General features: G+C 46.4%; 13 protein-coding genes, 1 tRNA gene and 1 pseudogene. 2 read left to right on the top strand and 13 right to left on the bottom strand.

Features of this window, described 5'->3' with window-relative positions; genetic code table 11:
• Window positions 1-14: 14 nt before the first annotated feature.
• Window positions 15-794, bottom strand: coding sequence for a glycosyltransferase family 2 protein (locus ICV90_RS07090; RefSeq protein WP_215357620.1), 780 nt, complete (start codon window positions 792-794; stop codon window positions 15-17).
• Window positions 791-1,552 (bottom strand): glycosyltransferase family 2 protein, encoded by a 762-nt coding sequence (locus ICV90_RS07085; protein WP_215357618.1) that lies wholly within the window; start codon window positions 1,550-1,552, stop codon window positions 791-793. The genes ICV90_RS07090 and ICV90_RS07085 overlap by 4 nt, the downstream gene beginning before the upstream one ends.
• Window positions 1,553-1,562: 10 nt before the next feature.
• Here ICV90_RS07085 and msbA point away from each other — a divergent pair, with 10 nt between their 5' ends.
• Entirely contained in the window at window positions 1,563-3,326 is a 1,764-nt protein-coding gene (msbA, locus tag ICV90_RS07080) for a lipid A export permease/ATP-binding protein MsbA (RefSeq protein ID WP_215357616.1), read from the top strand.
• Between the two features lie 10 nt (window positions 3,327-3,336).
• Here msbA and rng read toward each other — a convergent pair whose 3' ends face one another.
• From rng to ICV90_RS07040, 8 genes and pseudogenes are all read right to left on the bottom strand, one after another.
• A complete protein-coding gene (rng, locus tag ICV90_RS07075) occupies window positions 3,337-4,800 on the bottom strand; it encodes a ribonuclease G (RefSeq protein ID WP_215357607.1) in 1,464 nt (487 codons plus the stop codon).
• Window positions 4,797-5,420: a nucleoside triphosphate pyrophosphatase gene (locus ICV90_RS07070; protein ID WP_215357605.1), complete on the bottom strand. Its 624-nt coding sequence runs from the start codon at window positions 5,418-5,420 to the stop codon at window positions 4,797-4,799. Before ICV90_RS07070 ends, rng begins: the two co-directional genes overlap by 4 nt.
• A 4-nt stretch (window positions 5,421-5,424) precedes the next feature.
• Window positions 5,425-5,868 (bottom strand): 23S rRNA (pseudouridine(1915)-N(3))-methyltransferase RlmH, encoded by a 444-nt coding sequence (gene rlmH / locus ICV90_RS07065; RefSeq protein WP_215357603.1) that lies wholly within the window; start codon window positions 5,866-5,868, stop codon window positions 5,425-5,427.
• Window positions 5,869-5,891: 23 nt separating this feature from the next.
• Window positions 5,892-6,278: pseudogene (rsfS, locus tag ICV90_RS07060) on the bottom strand (ribosome silencing factor); the annotation flags it as partial.
• Window positions 6,279-6,323: 45 nt separating this feature from the next.
• Entirely contained in the window at window positions 6,324-7,013 is a 690-nt protein-coding gene (locus ICV90_RS07055) for a nicotinate-nucleotide adenylyltransferase (RefSeq protein ID WP_215357595.1), read from the bottom strand.
• Complete coding sequence (gene hemF / locus ICV90_RS07050) at window positions 7,010-7,921, bottom strand: oxygen-dependent coproporphyrinogen oxidase (protein ID WP_215360418.1); 912 nt, start codon at window positions 7,919-7,921, stop codon at window positions 7,010-7,012. The genes ICV90_RS07055 and hemF overlap by 4 nt, the downstream gene beginning before the upstream one ends.
• Window positions 7,922-7,963: 42 nt before the next feature.
• Window positions 7,964-9,241: a phosphoribosylamine--glycine ligase gene (gene purD, locus ICV90_RS07045; protein ID WP_215357593.1), complete on the bottom strand. Its 1,278-nt coding sequence runs from the start codon at window positions 9,239-9,241 to the stop codon at window positions 7,964-7,966.
• 52 nt (window positions 9,242-9,293) lie between these two features.
• Window positions 9,294-10,013, bottom strand: coding sequence for a YebC/PmpR family DNA-binding transcriptional regulator (locus ICV90_RS07040; protein WP_072583807.1), 720 nt, complete (start codon window positions 10,011-10,013; stop codon window positions 9,294-9,296).
• A 152-nt stretch (window positions 10,014-10,165) separates the two neighbouring features.
• Here ICV90_RS07040 and ICV90_RS07035 point away from each other — a divergent pair.
• Window positions 10,166-10,250 (top strand) — tRNA-Leu (locus ICV90_RS07035).
• A 38-nt stretch (window positions 10,251-10,288) separates the two neighbouring features.
• Here the strand turns inward: ICV90_RS07035 and ICV90_RS07030 are convergent.
• The 3 genes from ICV90_RS07030 to lptF all read right to left on the bottom strand — a co-directional run bounded on the left by ICV90_RS07030 (window position 10,289) and on the right by lptF (window position 13,559).
• Window positions 10,289-11,230, bottom strand: coding sequence for a CysB family HTH-type transcriptional regulator (locus ICV90_RS07030; RefSeq protein WP_215357591.1), 942 nt, complete (start codon window positions 11,228-11,230; stop codon window positions 10,289-10,291).
• Window positions 11,231-11,292: 62 nt separating this feature from the next.
• Entirely contained in the window at window positions 11,293-12,447 is a 1,155-nt protein-coding gene (gene lptG, locus ICV90_RS07025) for an LPS export ABC transporter permease LptG (RefSeq protein ID WP_215357589.1), read from the bottom strand.
• Entirely contained in the window at window positions 12,444-13,559 is a 1,116-nt protein-coding gene (gene lptF, locus ICV90_RS07020; RefSeq protein WP_215357587.1) for an LPS export ABC transporter permease LptF, read from the bottom strand. The genes lptG and lptF overlap by 4 nt, the downstream gene beginning before the upstream one ends.
• Window positions 13,560-13,703: the final 144 nt, after the last annotated feature.

The raw sequence follows: 13,703 nt of genomic DNA, 5'->3' as shown, positions 1-13,703 counted from the left end.
GGCGGTGAGAATGTTCAAAGGGCCTTAGCCAAGATCTTCTCACGAACCCGTCGAGCGTTCTCGGCAGCATTGCTTTGATCGTGAATTTTATGAAAGAGATGGAGCACTTCAGTAGACCATGAGCCTGACTTACGGCGGATACGATGGTGTTGTAAGCGGAAGATGAAATCTGCATCCTCATGACCCCAGCCTGTCATAGCCTCATCAAAGCCGTTAATGGCTTCAGCATCGGCCTTCCAGCAAGCCATATTGCAACCCTTGATGCGGCGCCAAACAAATTTTTTGTAATCACGCCAAGAGCCATTACCTAACTTTACTTTGAGGGGCCAATATTTATTGATGCCACCACTCAAGCGCTTGCTAATGAGGTTTGAACAAAAGCGCTCAAAACTCCATTGGGGCCAAGTGAGTAGTTCGGTGGTGAGGTGTTCATTAAGCAGGACTCTGCTGCCGGTAACTAAGTATCCCTTTTGTGCCAGCGCACGATGCTGAGACACAAAGTCTGGCTGGACAATGCAATCGCCATCCAGGAAAACCAGATAGTCGCCATGAGCTGCAGCAATTGCTTTATTAAGAATTTTGGTTTTCTGAAAGCCTCGGTCTTCTTGCCAAAGATGTGTGACGGAGGCGGGGTGTGAACCTTTAATGGACTCAATGAGATGTTTTGTACTCTCGGTCGAGCCATCATCGGCAATGATGATTTCAAAGTTCTGATCGGTTTGCGTAGCTAGAGATTCTAGGCACAGCTTCAGTGCTTGTGGCCAGTTATACGTAGCCAACAAAATCGAAATCATTTACTGGCTTCCTGATTCAGGTGCCACAATTTGATATAGCGGTAATAGGTTCCTTGACCATTAGATACCGCCAATGCAAATCCCTGAGGACCATCCAAGAATCCCGCACGCAAAATATAGGTACGGAAAAATGCCCAAGCACCATGCAGAACTGCCTTAAGGGGGCTGCTGGTTTTACCTCTAGCAAATGCTTGCTCTGCTGAAGCAGTAGAGTAGCGATCTAGCTTTTGGAGTACTTGAGAGTAATTCATGAAGCTGTAATGCAGCATAGGATTCTTGAGTTTGGCTACTTGACCGTTCGGAACGAGGCGCTCATGAACCAAATCATCTGAGAATCGGGCAGTGCCCCGTTTAAATAAGCGATCAACAAAATCCGGGCTCCAGCCAGAGTGGCGGATAAAGCGTCCGCAATACCAAGAAAGTCTGGGGATGGCAAAGCAATCCACATGGGCGCTATGGTGTATTGCCGTCAGAATTTCCGACTTTAGTGCTGGGGTCAGTCTTTCATCAGCATCCAGCGAGAGCACCCATTCGCTGGTAGCTAGATCTAAGGCGCGGTTCTTCTGGGGTCCAAAACCGGGCCAGTCTGGGGGCTGGGCTATCGTTGCCCCATAGTTTTTGGCTATTTCTAAGGTGCGGTCAGAGCTGTTGGTATCAACAACCACGATCTGCTGGGCGAGCCCCTCTAGGGAGGCCAGACAATCGTCCAAATTGGCCTCTTCATTGCGGGTGATGAGTATGACTGATAAGGTGGGCATAATTCATTATATGAATGCTCAAGACCGTACCGTCCTAAATCGCTTAATTACCTATCTCAAGCCCCATATTAGCCTGATTATTGGGTCGCTTTTGGCCATGGCATTGGTAGCTGGTGCCGAAACCTCAATCCCCGCCTTAATGAAGCCTTTATTGGATAGGGGTTTCACAGGGCAACTCAATAGCAAGCTTTGGCAAGTGCCAGTTTTCTTGGTTGGCTTGGCTTTAGTTCGAAGTTTGGCTCAGTTTCTATCGAGTTATTTGCTCACGAGAGTAATTAACTCCGTCCTCCTTAAATTGCGCAAGCAAATGTTTCAAACACTTTTGCATGCAAAAACAACCTTTTTTCAAAAGAACTCGGCATCCAATCTGATTAATGCAGTTGTCTTTGAGGTGAACAACGTTCTTTCTGTCATGGGGGGAATGTTAATTAGCTTAGTGCGTGACTCTCTAACAGTAGTCGGGCTAATTGGTTACTTGATTTACCTGAATTGGCAGTTGACTTTAGTCGTCTTGGTTATTTTCCCCGTGATTGCATTCATCATGAGCAAAATTAATCGTCGTTTAAGGTCTCTTAATAGAGAGCAGCAAACACTGACAAGTGATCTTGCCTATATTGTTGAAGAGGCTGCGGCAGGATACAAGATCGTCAAAGTACATGGTGCTGAAGAGTATGAAATGACTCGCTTCATGCAAAAGGCAGAACGCTTGCGTCAGTTTGCGCTGAAGTCAGCAGTGGCAGGTGGCCTGAATCAGCCAATTACACAACTCATTGCCTCGATGGCTTTGTCGGTGGTTTTAGTGATTGCCTTAATGCAATCTGCTACCGAAGGAACCACTGTGGGTGGGTTTGCAGCCTTCATTACTGCAATGATGTTGGTGATTTCTCCCTTGAAGCATTTAGCGGATATCAACCAACCTTTGCAGCGTGGATTGACTGCCGCAGAAATGATCTTCGGATTAATGGATCAGCCCTTTGAAGAAGATGAGGATCGTAGGCTCAATATGACTCCTTTGAATAAAACCAAGGGCGGCATTCGTTTTGAGAATGTTGGATTTTCATATGAACAACAGGACGATCGAAAAGATGCCTTAAGCAATATCAATCTCATTATCAAACCTGGAGAGGTAGTTGCTTTTGTAGGGCCTTCTGGTGGTGGCAAGTCAACCCTGGTCAATTTATTGCCTCGATTCTTCAAGCCCACTAGCGGCCATATTTTCCTCGATGACATTCCTCTGGAAGATATTGTGCTGGCTGATGTGCGTCGACAAATTGCATTTGTGAGTCAAGACGTCATACTTTTCAATGACACTATAGCCGCCAACGTGGCTTATGGTGCCGGTAGTCAAGATGGAATTGATCGCGGTCGCGTGATGGAGGCGCTGGAAGCCGCCAATCTCAGCGCCATGATTAAGGAGCTGCCAGATGGTATTGATTCTATGGTGGGAGATAACGGCAATCGCCTGTCTGGTGGGCAGCGCCAGCGTTTGGCTATCGCACGTGCCATTTACAAAGATGCACCAATTCTGATTTTGGATGAAGCCACATCGGCTCTGGATTCTGAATCTGAGCGTCAGGTTCAGGAAGCGTTAGATACCTTAATGGCCAATAGAACGACTTTAGTGATTGCACACCGCTTATCGACCATTGAACATGCTGACAGGATTGTGGTTCTAGAGCATGGCAAAATTATCGAGAATGGTTCTCACGAAGATTTGATTAAGCACGATGGCTTGTATGCGAACTTACATCGCATCCAATTCTCGAACGCTTAATTCGAAAACCTTAACTCAGAACGATATCGTATTGCTCTTGGCGGAAGCTGCCTTCTGCTTGAAGGGTAATTGGCTTGCCAATGAAGTCCCCCAACTGCGCCAAGAATTGATTCTCTTCCTCTAGGAATAAATCAATCACATCAGGCGCAGCCACAATCCTAAATTCACGTGGATTAAATTGGCGGTGCTCTCGCACAATTTCCCGCAAAATCTCATAACAAATCGTTTGGGCAGTTTTAATTTCACCTTTGCCAAGGCAAGTGGCGCATGGCTCACAAGTGATATGGGCCAAAGACTCACGCGTCCGTTTGCGGGTCATTTCTACTAGGCCTAATGCAGAAAAGTCGCTTACTGAGGTGCGTGCATGATCGCGTTCAAGATTACGTTTGAGTTCATGTAATACAGATTCTTGATGGTCTTTGCCAATCATGTCGATGAAATCAATAATGATGATTCCACCTAAGTTACGCAAACGGAGTTGGCGCGCAATCGCTTGGGCCGCTTCTAGATTGGTTTTAAAGACGGTGTCATCGAGGTTGCGAGCGCCTACATAACTCCCTGTATTCACATCAATCGTAGTCATAGACTCTGTTTGATCGATCATGAGATAGCCGCCAGACTTGAGGTCTACTCGGCGACCCAGCGCTTTATTAATTTCTGCATCAACATCAAATAAGTCAAAGAGCGCGCGTTCGCCGCGATGCAGAGTCAACTTACCTAAAAGGTTAGGCATGTAGGCATTTGTAAATGCTTTGAGCTTCTCAAAATTCTCGGCAGAATCCACACGGATTTGGGTGGTGTCTTCACCGGCAACATCCCGTAATACACGCTCCGCTAGACTAAGGTCCTGATAGAGTAGTGTAGGCGCCGGATTGTGTTTCATGGCTGCATGAATGTTTTCCCAGGTGGTACGTAGGTAAAGCATGTCGTGCTGTAGTTCTGTGTCGGAAGCGTCTTGAGCGCTGGTGCGAACGATGATGCCGCCTTTTTCATCTGCAGCCATCAAACCTGCGAGACGCGTCTTAATGGCTTCACGCTCTTCAGGTTGATCAATCCGCTGAGAAACGCCAATATATTTTTCAGTAGCAGTATCGCTACCTGCCGGAGGTAGGTAGACTAAATTACGTCCAGCAATACTCAGTTGGGTTGTTAAGCGTGCACCTTTTGTCCCTAAAGGATCTTTTAATACCTGCACCAATAGTGTTTGACCTTCAAACAATAATTTTTCAATTTGTGCTTGAGGATTATTTTGTGTGATGTCAGCGACGTGCATAAATGCGGTGCGCTCAAGACCAATTTCGATAAATGCGGATTGCATGCCTGGTAGTACACGAACGACTTTGGCTAAATAGATATTGCCCACGATGCCGCGTTGGCGAGTGCGCTCAATTTGTAACTCTTGAACTGCCCCTTGCTGAATTAAAGCAACGCGCGTTTCTTGCGGGGTGATATTGATCAGTATTTCTTCATTCATATGCTGCTGACTTGGGCGCGATCTAGTAAAAGCTTTGTTTCATAAATAGGTAGACCCATGATACCGCTATAGCTGCCCTGAATTGAAGGAATAAAAGCCCCACCCAAGCCCTGTATGCCATAGGCGCCAGCCTTACCAAAGGGTTCGCCGCTAGCAATATAGGCATCAATCTGTTCCGTTGATAAATCGGCAAACTGAACTTTAGAAACCTGTACAAGCTGTATGGGATTTTCATCGGGACTGACGGTCACCGCTACTGAGCTGAGAACTTCATGTATTTTGCCGCTGAGCATTTTCAAAATTCGAGTGGCATCCTCTGCGTCAACTGGCTTGCCCAGAATTTCACCATTAGGATGAGTGGGTAAGCTCACAGTAGTATCGGCGCAAAGAATGGGGGCCCAAGGCAAACCACTTTTTTTCCACCTTAAAAGTGCTGCAGCACTTTTTGCTAAGGTAACGCGCTCTACGTAGGTGTGTGCCTTTTCTTGCGGGAGAGGGGTTTCGATGCTCTCGCTATCTTCATCTGAACTTGGTAGCAGCATTTCAAAGCAAATACCCATTTGCTTTAAGAGCTCTTGGCGGCGAGGGCTTTGTGAGGCGAGATAAATAAAAGAGTTCAAGGGATTACTCGCGATGATAGGGGTGGCCTTGCAGAATAGTCCAGGCTCGATAAAGCTGCTCTACCAACATGACTCTGGCCATGGCATGTGGCAAGGTAAGGCTGGAGAGTCGCCACATCGCCTGTGCACCCGCTTTCAGGCTGGGGTCCAAGCCATCTGCGCCACCAATTAAGAAGGTAATGTCGAAGCCTTGTTGACGCCAGCTAGCCAGTTGAGTGGCAAGATTCTGAGTGGTTTGGTCTTTGCCTCGCTCATCCAAAGCGATCACTCTGGATCCCTTGGGAATGGCTGCTGCAATCTTTAAGGCTTCTTTAGTAGGGGTGAGATCGGGTTTAATCTCTTTGATTTCAATGCTGCAATCTGCCGGCATTCTTTTGATGTAGTCATGAGTTGCCGTAGCAACCCAATCAGGCATCTTATGACCAACAGAGACGATGGTGAGCCGCATTGCCGCAAGTGACGACGAGATTACTCGTCGTCTTCGGATTCGCTGGCCTTAACAAGACCTTTGTCACCAGCTAATTTCACGCGTACAGGTTTAGCACCCCACATACCTTCAAGCTGATAGTAGGAGCGCAACATTGGTTGCAAAATATGTACGACGATATCGCCACAATCAACCAGTACCCATTCACCAGTTTCTAAACCTTCGATAGAAATAACTTCTCCACCTTTAGCATTCACCTCTTCTTTAACCGACATGGCTAAAGAGCGCGTTTGGCGGTTGCTAGAACCAGTGGCAATGACCACTCGATCAAATAACTCGCTTAATTTAGTGGTGTCATACACGCGGATATCTTGTGCTTTAACATCTTCTAAGGCATCAATCACGACGCGTTGTAATTTACGTAAGTCCATATTTTCTCGGCAATAATTTTTCTAATTAGGGTGATCTTAGCTTGATTACTGATACAAGCCCAGATTTGTAATGATTTCTAGGGTGTGGGTTGGAATTTGCTCGGATGCAATAGAGCTCCGTGAGCTGGATTTAAGGCGATCTCGTAATGCGGTTGAGGATAGATCAATATTCAAGCTTTCATCGATGTATATGAGGCCTGCAGCGCTATTTTCAAGAGCTTTAGCATCAGATGTTTGATTAGTTTTCAAGAATTGACTCACTTCGGAGCTTATTTCTCGCTTTAAATCATGATGTGGCCTAGTTGCCACCGCAAAATTGACAAACTGGCTTAGCTTCTCCCAGGAGTTCCAGCTAGGGAGGGCAACAAGAGAGTCTGCTCCCATCAGCCAAGTCAGGCTAGCGTTTGTTCCAAAGCGCTCACGCAAGGCTTTAACGGTATCAATCGCATAACTAGGCCCAGCGCGATCAATCTCCATGCGATCAATGCCTACTTGAGTGGAGATCTTGAGATATAAAAATGCTCTCGCCAAATCAATGCCAGCAGCTTCAGTTAACTTCAGACGCATTTCTGCGGCAGTGATGCCAGTTCCCTTTTGCCATGGCTCACCACTCGGAATAAGTAGCAGTGCATCTAAGTGGAGTAGCTTTGCAAAATGGGTAGCCAATTTCAAATGACCCACATGAGGAGGGTCAAATGTACCCCCAAGAATGCCAATTTTCTTTATAGCGCTCAAGCTAGCCAATCTCGTGGCTTAAGGTAATAGTCATATAGCTTAGCCTCAGGGGTTCCGGGCATTGGCTGCCAGTTGTACCACCATTGAACTACTGGCGGCATCGACATCAGAATGGATTCGGTACGTCCACCCGAGTGCAAGCCAAAGATAGTCCCGCGATCAAAGATCAAGTTGTATTCCACATAGCGACCGCGGCGATATTCTTGGAAGGCCTTTTCTTCGGGGGTGAAGCTGTCTTGATAGCGGCGCTGCACGATTGGTAGGTAAGCATCGATAAATGCATCCCCAACTGCACGCGTCATTGCAAAGCTTTTCTCAAAACCAAGCTCATTAAAGTCATCAAAGAAAACGCCACCAATGCCGCGCGGTTCTTCGCGATGCTTGAGGTAGAAATATTCATCACACCATTTTTTAAAGCGAGGGTAAAGCTCTTCGCCAAAAGGGTCTAATGCATCCTTGGCAGTTTGATGAAAGTGTTTGCAGTCTTCATCAACGCCGTAATAAGGAGTGAGGTCAAAGCCGCCTCCAAACCACCATACTGGCTCTTTATCAGGCGCTTGCGCAATAAAGCAACGCACATTCATATGCGTGGTGGGTACTTTGGGGTTATTCGGGTGGAATACCAAAGACACACCCATTGCCTCAAAGCTACGACCTGCTACCTCTGGACGATGATGAGATGCGGAAGGAGGCATTTGATCGCCACGAACATGGGAGAAGCCCACACCACCTTTTTCCAGAATATTACCGCCATCTAAAATGCAGGTGCGACCATAGCCTTTGAGTTTGCTGTCTTCTGGCTTATGCCATTCATCAGCAACAAAGACCTTGCCATCCAAAGCGCTCATGGTACTTGTGATGCGATCTTGCAACCCTAAAAAATAGTCCTTTAGGGTTGCGATATCGATTTGGGTCTGTTGATCTGACAAGGGTGCTCTAACTTGATGGGTTTACTTAATTGCGCGGAAGCCAATATCTTTACGATATTGCATGCCGTCAAACTGGATATGGTTAATAGCTTCATATGCTTTTTGTTGGGCACCACGTACAGTATCTGCGAGACCCACAACGCACATCACCCGTCCACCGGATGTCACCACTTTGCCATCTTGCAATTTCGTACCAGCATGGAACGTAATTTGATCTTCAGTATCAGCCGGAATGCCGGTAATCACATCACCTGCACGTGGGGTATCAGGGTAATTGTGGGCAGCAAGCACAACGCCTAAGGCGGTGCGGCGATCCCATTCCAACTCAACTTCATTGAGCGTGCCGTCAACCGCATGATCTAGTGCATTGACGAGATCACTGCGCAGGCGAGCCATGATCGGTTGTGTTTCTGGGTCGCCCATTCGGCAGTTAAATTCCAAAGTTTTGATCTTGCCATCAGGAGAGATCATTAAGCCTGCATACAAGAAGCCTGTATACGGAATGCCATCTGCTTGCATGCCCTTCACTGTTGGCATGATCACTTCACGCAATGCACGTGCATGAATTTCTGGGGTAACAACTGGTGCAGGGGAGTAGGCACCCATGCCACCTGTATTTGGGCCTTGGTCAGCATCGAGTAAACGCTTGTGATCTTGACTGGTTGCTAATGCAAGAACATTCTTGCCATCTACAAGAACAATAAAGCTGGCTTCTTCACCCGTTAGGAATTCTTCAATCACAACACGGGCGCCTGCATTACCCAATTTGTTATCAGCCAACATCATGTCAACCGCAGCATGTGCTTCTTCAAGACTCATGGCAACCACTACGCCCTTACCTGCAGCAAGGCCATCAGCTTTAATCACAATCGGAGCACCCTTGGCATCAATGTAGGCATGTGCTTCTAGGGCGCTAGAAAAAGTTTGGTAGTCAGCCGTTGGAATTCCGTGACGTTTCATAAACGCTTTAGAAAAGTCTTTAGAAGATTCCAATTGAGCCGCCAATTGTGTTGGGCCAAAAATACGCAAGCCATTGTTGCGGAACACATCCACGATGCCAGCAGCAAGTGGTGCTTCTGGACCCACAACCGTTAAATGAATCTTCTCGCGCTTAGCAAAATCAGCGAGCTCTTGTAATCCAGTGATCGGTAAGTTCTCAATGCCTGCAGCAGTTTGTTTAGCAGTTGCTGTACCACCATTGCCAGGAGCAACATAAACCGTTTGGACTTGCGGGGATTGGGCCAACTTCCAAGCTAGCGCATGTTCGCGTCCGCCAGATCCGATTAGGAGAATTTTCATAACAAGCTATCTAGTATTTAAATGAAGTAATTAAAGAAAATGAATTTAAAAATTAAAGTGCAGCGTTCGTAAACACTTCTTGAACGTCATCTAAGTTCTCGAGCGCATCTAATAATTTCTGCATGCTCTCAGCCTGATCACCTTCCAAAGCAATCTCAGTCTCAGGGCGCATGGCAACCGTTGCTAGCTCAGGCTTGAGGCCTGCTTTACTAATAGCATCTTGTACATTTGAAAAATCAGGAACAGGAGACAGTACCTCTAAAGAACCATCATCGTGAGTAATCACATCTTCAGCGCCAGCATCTAATGCAACTTCCATGAGTTGATCTTCGCTAGTGCCTGGGGCAAATAACATCTGCCCACAATGCTTGAATAAAAAAGCAACAGAACCTTCGGTACCCATATTGCCGCCATTCTTGTTAAAAGCATGGCGAACCTCTGCAACGGTGCGAGTACGGTTATCGGTTAAGCAATCGACAATAATGGCGGCGCCATTCATGCCATAACCCTCATAACGAATTTCTTCGTAGTTCACGCCTTCTAGAGATCCGGTGCCGCGTTGAATTGCTCTTTGCACGTTATCGTTCGGCATATTTGAGTCTTTGGCCTTATCAATAGCCAAGCGTAAACGTGGGTTGGTAGCAATATCACCACCGCCTAATTTGGCGGCTACGGTAATTTCTTTAATGAGTTTGGTCCAAATCTTGCCGCGTTTTTCGTCCTGACGACCTTTGCGGTGCTGAATATTGGCCCATTTCGAATGGCCGGCCATACGGGTAAGTCCTTTTAATAATTTGGCTAGAAGACCTCATTTTAAGGGGTTCTAGACCCAAGGTAGGGGGTAAGCAAGCATTTTTTGTTACACTCTCATGTCTTAGTAGTAACAAAGTAGCAAAGTAAGCAGAATTTCCACTGCAAACACCTGCCTCGGTGATGGAATTGGTAGACGTGCCGGACTCAAAATCCGGTGCCGCAAGGCGTGGCGGTTCGAGTCCGCCCCGAGGCACCACTCAAAGACTGTTCAGTCCTTGAGCATCCCCAGATTATTTAAATTTCGTAAGTCTCGGATTCGTTATTCATTGCCTGCTCAACAATCTTCTTCGTGAGTGTTGGTGAGAAGAGTTCAATGAAGGTGTAAACAAAGGACCTGAGGTAGGCGCCTTGTTTAACACCAATATGGGTGACGTTGTTGCCAAATAAATGTCCCGCAGGAATGACCTTGAGATTGCGATCTCGATCAGGGTCATAAGCATGACCCGCAACAATACCAATGCCCATACCCGTCTCTACATAAGTCTTAATGACGTCAGCATCGATGGCTTCCAAAATAATATCGGGCGCAATATTTCTTTGTGCAAAGGCTGCATCAATCTTGCTGCGACCAGCAAATGCTTTGTCGTAAGTGATGATGGGGTACTTAGCAATCTCTTCTAGAGTAAGCGTTGCCTGGTTGAGAAGGGGATGGCTTAGGGGCACCATGAGTACGTGCTGCCATTGATATCCTGGTAAAGCGAGCACGCCTGGGGTATTCGCAATCCCTTCGGTAGCAATGGCAATATCTGCACGATCATGTGTGAGTAACTCTGCAATTTGACCTGGATTACCTTGCTGAATACTCACCTTAACTTTTGGAAAGCGTTTGGTAAATTCAGTCAGCACTTTAGGAAGTGCGTAGCGCGCTTGTGTATGGGTAGTGGCAATGACGAGACTGCCTTGATCTTGGCTAGCAAAATCTTTACCCACTCTCTTCAGTGTTTCCACTTCATCGAGGATGCGCTCAATAGAACTCAAAATACGTTTACCTGGTTCGGTCAAGGAGCGAATGCGCTTGCCATGGCGACGAAAGATCTCCACACCTAACTCATCTTCCAACTCAATAATGGCCTTAGAAACCCCCGGCTGAGAGGTGAATAAGGCTTTAGCTGCTGTCGTTAAATTGAAGTTTTGCCTAACGGCTTCACGTACAAAGCGGAATTGGTGGAGATTCATAAGGATTCCTATCTATATATCAGCAATAATATAGGAATCAAATTCTAAATGATTTTTGGGTATTAAGCCTTAGAAACCCAGCGCAACCCGAATAGCGCCAAAAGGAAGTAGAGCAAAGGCGGGGTAAGCGCTGTTAGTAGTGCTGGCCAAGAACCTAAGAGCCCAACGTTAGAGAAGAGGGAGTTAAACAGCTGGAAGCTCATACCCAGCATGATTCCACCAAACACCTTGATACCAACACTACCTGCTCGAACCTTAAGGTATGCAAACGGAAGGGCTAGTGTGAGCATCACAAAAATTGTGAAGGGATAAACCACCTTCTTCCAGAAAGCAATGGAATGTCTTTGCGCATCTTGTTTGTTTTCACGCAGGTGAGAGATGAAGCGACCTAAGCTCATGATCGACATTTTTTCAGGGCTGATTAAGAGCACATTCAAAATTTGGGGCGTGACCTCCGACTCCAGAGTGAGAATCGGATGCGTAAAAGTTTGTGCAGAAAAAACGGGGTTCAGTGGGTCAGACTGCTTGGTTTCTTTAAAGCGAGTTTCGGTGACGTCATTTAAAACCCAGATGCCAGTCTCATCAAACTGTCCGGAGACTGCGCTACGAATAGAGAGAAGATGATAGGTGTCATCAAACTCATACATGCGGATATTTTGAATCTCATTATCTTTATCAACCTTACCTACGTTGACATAGCGCACTCCAGGTCTCACAGGTCCGCTACCATCCTCATCGCGTAAGCGATCCTTTACCCAAACACCTGTTTTAAATTGTGACGTATAGGCTGAGCCCATAGCCTTCATCCTAATCTGATCAGACTTTGCCTCGGAATAAGGGCCAACCCATTCACTCATGATGAGTGTGAGCGCTACTAAGGGAAGGGAAATTTTTGTGAGGGTAATGAGCCCGCGTTTAACGTCTAATCCAGCGATGCGCAAAATGGTGAATTCAGACTGGCTAGCCAGCATTGCAAACACATAGATACTGCCAATCAAGCCTGCAATGGGGATGATTTCAGAGATTCGGCTTGGCGCTTTTAGAAGAACATGAAGTAGCGCTAGAGGAAGTGTGTAGGCTCCTTGCACAGACCCTAACTCGCTCAAGATATCGAAGAACAAAAACAAAGCTACCAAGGCGAACAAGATAAAGCCAAAAGCAGCATAAATCTGCTTGGCTAAATAGCGCTCGTAAATGAAAGGAAAGAGCAATTTCATTTGGTGGCCATAGAGGCGGGCAATTGACGGCGCCACCACTTTAGAGAGGGATTAATACGATTGCGAATTAAGGCTGTCGCAATTAAGAGGGCAAGCAAATGAATAGGCCAGATGGCAACAAAAACACTGACCTTGCCTTGCGAGACAAAATTTTGCGTTAGGTTAAGCAAGTTGCTATAGATTAAATAAATTAAGACCGCATAAAACATCGCAGTGTAATTACCCAAGCGAGGGTTCACATAAGCCAGCGGAATTGCAATCAGCACCAAACCCAATGCCATTAATGGCAAGCCAATACGCCACAGTAACTCAGCACGATTAGGGTTGATAGAGGCTGGATTAGGATCATTTAAAAGTTCAGTGATTGTCTTCTCGCGATCACGTGGTGCGGGCGCCAATGATTCTTTACTCCGTATCTTGGTACTGTATTCATTAAATTCCAGAATTCTGAAATCGGGCTGCGTGGGTTGCCCCTCATAGCGCCTGCCGTTATGCAGCACGATAGATTTCTCGCCACCTGCAGAGTTTTGAATATAGCCAGTTTGGGAAACTGCAATACTCAGTCGACCATTCTTAGAGTCGGCTACGAAGATATTCTTGACTTCACTTTTATCAACATCGAGCTCTTCAATGAAAAATACGCGCTCTGCTTTTGCGGACTCTTTGAATTGTCCAGCACTCACCATGGATACATCATCACGTTGTTGAAAGCGTTGACTAATTAAAGTAGATTCTCGGTTTGCCCAGGGCCAGACAAAAAGAGCCAGAAGCGCGATCACAATGATGAGCGGCGTAGCAAATTGCATGATAGGGCGAATGAGATTGGTAACGCTTAAGCCACTAGCAAACCACACAATCATTTCTGAGTCTTTGTACCAGCGCACCAGAACAATGAGGGTTGCGACAAATAGAGAGACTGTTAAAAGAACGGCAAGATAACCCAGGGTAGCCAAAGCAATCAAAACGAGTGCATCTTCTGGATTGACCGCCCCGTTAGCGGCATAACCCAAAATTCGGATCACCAAGGTGGTCACCATAATGGTGACTAAGACCAAAAAGACCCCGCCAGTCGTAAAACTGAGTTCGCGGCGAAGGGCCTGGTTAAAAATCATGAGAATTTATAGGTCTGGATTCGAAAGGTTATTGGGCTTGTAAATGGCTTATATTGCTGGAGGTAAGGGAAGTTATTCTCATGTCGGAGGATAATGGATAAACGTCCCAAATTAGCAGATTACCCCTTTTGAATCGACCAAAAC

The sequence above is a fragment of the Polynucleobacter sp. JS-JIR-II-b4 genome (assembly GCF_018687815.1).
GTDB lineage: Bacteria > Pseudomonadota > Gammaproteobacteria > Burkholderiales > Burkholderiaceae > Polynucleobacter.
This window is presented reverse-complemented; position numbering and strand designations above follow the sequence as displayed.

Bases quoted from the DNA above. Each gene is read 5' to 3' on its own strand.
- ICV90_RS07090 (WP_215357620.1), bottom strand. From the start codon at position 794: ATGATTTCGATTTTGTTGGCTACGTATAACTGGCCACAAGCACTGAAG.
- ICV90_RS07085 (WP_215357618.1), bottom strand. From the start codon at position 1,552: ATGCCCACCTTATCAGTCATACTCATCACCCGCAATGAAGAGGCCAAT.
- msbA (WP_215357616.1), top strand. From the start codon at position 1,563: ATGAATGCTCAAGACCGTACCGTCCTAAATCGCTTAATTACCTATCTC.
- rng (WP_215357607.1), bottom strand. From the start codon at position 4,800: ATGAATGAAGAAATACTGATCAATATCACCCCGCAAGAAACGCGCGTT.
- rlmH (WP_215357603.1), bottom strand. From the start codon at position 5,868: ATGCGGCTCACCATCGTCTCTGTTGGTCATAAGATGCCTGATTGGGTT.
- purD (WP_215357593.1), bottom strand. From the start codon at position 9,241: ATGAAAATTCTCCTAATCGGATCTGGCGGACGCGAACATGCGCTAGCT.
- ICV90_RS07040 (WP_072583807.1), bottom strand. From the start codon at position 10,013: ATGGCCGGCCATTCGAAATGGGCCAATATTCAGCACCGCAAAGGTCGT.
- ICV90_RS07030 (WP_215357591.1), bottom strand. From the start codon at position 11,230: ATGAATCTCCACCAATTCCGCTTTGTACGTGAAGCCGTTAGGCAAAAC.
- lptG (WP_215357589.1), bottom strand. From the start codon at position 12,447: ATGAAATTGCTCTTTCCTTTCATTTACGAGCGCTATTTAGCCAAGCAG.
- lptF (WP_215357587.1), bottom strand. From the start codon at position 13,559: ATGATTTTTAACCAGGCCCTTCGCCGCGAACTCAGTTTTACGACTGGC.